Consider the following 2,719-nt stretch of genomic DNA (forward strand, 5'->3'; position numbering starts at 1 on the left):
CGGGACGCACGCCTCTCCGCGCTCTGCGAGAGCGAGTAAACTCGCCGCAACGACCGCGGAAAGCCCCGCAAACTGCGCGGGGCTTCAACGGCTGAGTGGATCGCGAAACACCCGTCCGCGAAGGCGGACATCGCGTTTTCCCAGCCGCGAATTCATTCGCCCGGCGGCCGGCGCGGCGGGACGCACGCCTCTCCGCGCTCTGCGAGAGCGAGTAAACTCGCCGCAACGACTGCGGACAGCCCCGCAAACCGCGCGAGCTTCAACGGCTGAGTGAATCGCGAAACACTCGTCCGCGAAGGCGGACATCGCGTTTTCCCAGCCGCGAATTCATTCGCCCGGCGGCCGGCGCGGCGGGATGCATGCCCCTCCGTACTCAGCGAGAGCGAGTAAACTCGCCGCAACGACCGCGGAAAGCCCCGCAAACCGCGCGGGTCTTCAACGGCTGAGTGGATTGCGAAACACTCGTCCGCGAAGGCGGACATCGCGTTTTCCCGGCCGCGAATTCATTCGCCCGGCGCCCCCCGCACCGGAGGCTGGCCTATTCCGGCTTGCGCAGCAGCGTGATGGAGAAGAATCCGCCGCCGCCGGCGGATTCGCGGTGCTCCACGCGCAGGCCGGAGGCGTCCACCAGCGGGCCCAGTTTGCGGGTGATCTCCGTCGCGACCACGCCGGCGACCAGGTTCGCCGCGCGGCGGGCGAGCGACGCATGGGCCGCGTCGGGCACCCACTTGTCGAACACCACCGCGCGTCCGCCGGGCTTCAGCACGCGGGCGGCCTCGCGGATGGCGGCCACCGGGTCCGGCACCACGGCCAGGATCAGGTGCAGCACCACCGCGTCGAACGATGCGTCCGCGAGTTCCAGCGCCTGCGCGTCCATCACCCGTGCATCCACGGCCCGCCCCAGCGACTGCGCGCGGCGCCGCGTCCGCTCCACCATGGCGGGCGTCAGGTCCGTCGCCACCACCTCCACGTCCGGCGGCAGGAAGTCCAGGTCCGCCCCCGTCCCGCATCCATCGATCAGAATGCGCTCGCCCGCCCGTGGTGCCAGCAGCTCGAACGAGCGTCGCCGCTGCGGCCCGAAGCCGGCGATGCGGTCGTACAGCGGCGCCAGCAGCGTGTACCGCACGCGGTTCCAGCCAAGCGTGTTGATGGGCATGATGCAGATGCGGGAGCGGGGCTCGAAGCGGACCGCGGATGCGGCGCGAGAGATTCGGTTCGGAGGATAGATCCGACAAAACTGTCATTCTGAGGGAGGCGCCGCGCAGTGCTCTCTTTGTGCTCCAGAGCATGGCGCCGACCGAAGAATCTCTATCTGGGCGGCAGGATCTTTCCGTCACGCGGCGTTCCCGGGCGATGCCCGGGGGAGGAGTTCCGCGCGAGGGGAAGGAGATTCTTCGGTCGCGCCAGCGGGCTTCGTGGCTTTCCCGAGAGCGCGGGGTGGGCGCTCCCTCAGAATGACAGGTGTTTTCCCGGGTGCGGCATTAGCGGTATGCCTGGGGCATCAAAGTCTCGCGCGAAAATCTGACTTCCCGAGGGAGTCTGCATCAGTATTTCCATGCAGTTGAAGCCCCGTTCGGCGAGCGTCAGCGAGCCGGGACGGGGCTTGTCGCTTTTCCAGCGGCGGGTTTACCCGCTCACGCAAAAGCGCGGGCGGCCTTGCATCACGCCTGCGCCGTCTGCAACTCGGCGAGAAGGGTGGCGCGGGCGTCGGAGATGAGCTGGCGGACCTTTTCGCGGAGTTCGGGGACGTCCTGCAGCGTCAGTCCCGTGGTCTCCACCGGCTCCAGCACGTGCGCGACGGCCGTGGCGCGGCCAAAGACCCACGAGCCCTTGGCGATGGCCGCGCGCGTCCCCGCCACCGCGATGGGGAGGATGGGGCACCCCGTCTCCACCGCCAGGCGAAAGGCGCCGTCGTGGAACTTCTGCACCTGGCCGTCGACGCTGCGGGTGCCTTCGGGCATGATGATCACCGACACGCGCTTGCGCAGCCGGTCGCGGCACTCGTCCAGCGCCCGGGCGCGGCTGGTGACGTCGCCGCGGCGCACGGCGATGTCGCCCGCCATGCGCATCATCCACCCCATCAGCGGGATCTTGAAGATGGCTTCCTTGCTGAGGAACTTCATCTCCCAGGGCAGGTGCGACAGCAGAAAGATGTCGGCGAACGACTCGTGGTTGGCCACGGCCACGTACGGCCGCCGCGGGTCGTGAATGCGCACGCCCGTGGTGCGGAAGCGCCACAGCGGGTTCAGCTTGGTGGCCAGCACGGCCGAGCGGCGAAACCACCGGCCCACCGTGTAGCGGCCCGGGTCGCGCGCCACCGTCACCAGGTACACCAGCCCCAGCCACGGCACCCACACCAGCACGATGACGCTTACACTCAGCCACACCCACAGCGAGATCAGCCGCTTCAACATTGCCTCGTTTTCCGGATCCGGCGTTTTACTCCGCCCCGTCGGCGGGACGGTGCGGTGCTGCATACACCGGACCCGGGTTTCGGATCGTGGAGGGGACGGCAGGGAATAGGGAACAGGGAATAGTCCCTGACCGATGAAATCCTGCGCAAGCTGGTCGTGATTACGCCGACAGGCCAGCGAGCGCGGGGATGATGGAGCCCTCCCGCAGTCGGCAGGCAGCGGCGATGACGCGGCGGCCAAGACGCGTGAGGTAGTATCTGTAGCTGCACCGGACCTTCTTGATCAGGCGGTGCATCCGCAGCCGC

2 protein-coding genes are annotated in these 2,719 nt (G+C 68.3%); both read right to left on the reverse strand.

The annotated features are described in order from the left end of the window. Nucleotides 1-538: 538 nt before the first annotated feature. A complete protein-coding gene (locus VGC13_RS30125) occupies nt 539-1,156 on the reverse strand; it encodes a class I SAM-dependent methyltransferase (protein ID WP_331129051.1) in 618 nt (205 codons plus the stop codon). Nucleotides 1,157-1,661: 505 nt separating this feature from the next. Beyond that, entirely contained in the window at nt 1,662-2,414 is a 753-nt protein-coding gene (locus VGC13_RS30130) for a lysophospholipid acyltransferase family protein (RefSeq protein ID WP_414683022.1), read from the reverse strand. Nucleotides 2,415-2,719: the final 305 nt, after the last annotated feature.

Origin of the sequence: Longimicrobium sp., from assembly GCF_036399255.1 — a bacterium.
Taxonomy (GTDB): Bacteria; Gemmatimonadota; Gemmatimonadetes; order Longimicrobiales; family Longimicrobiaceae; genus Longimicrobium.

What these genes read in the sequence shown, in the direction of transcription:
- VGC13_RS30125 (WP_331129051.1), bottom strand. Translation starts at nt 1,156, where the DNA reads ATGCCCATCAACACGCTTGGCTGGAACCGCGTGCGGTACACGCTGCTG.
- VGC13_RS30130 (WP_414683022.1), bottom strand. Translation starts at nt 2,414, where the DNA reads ATGTTGAAGCGGCTGATCTCGCTGTGGGTGTGGCTGAGTGTAAGCGTC.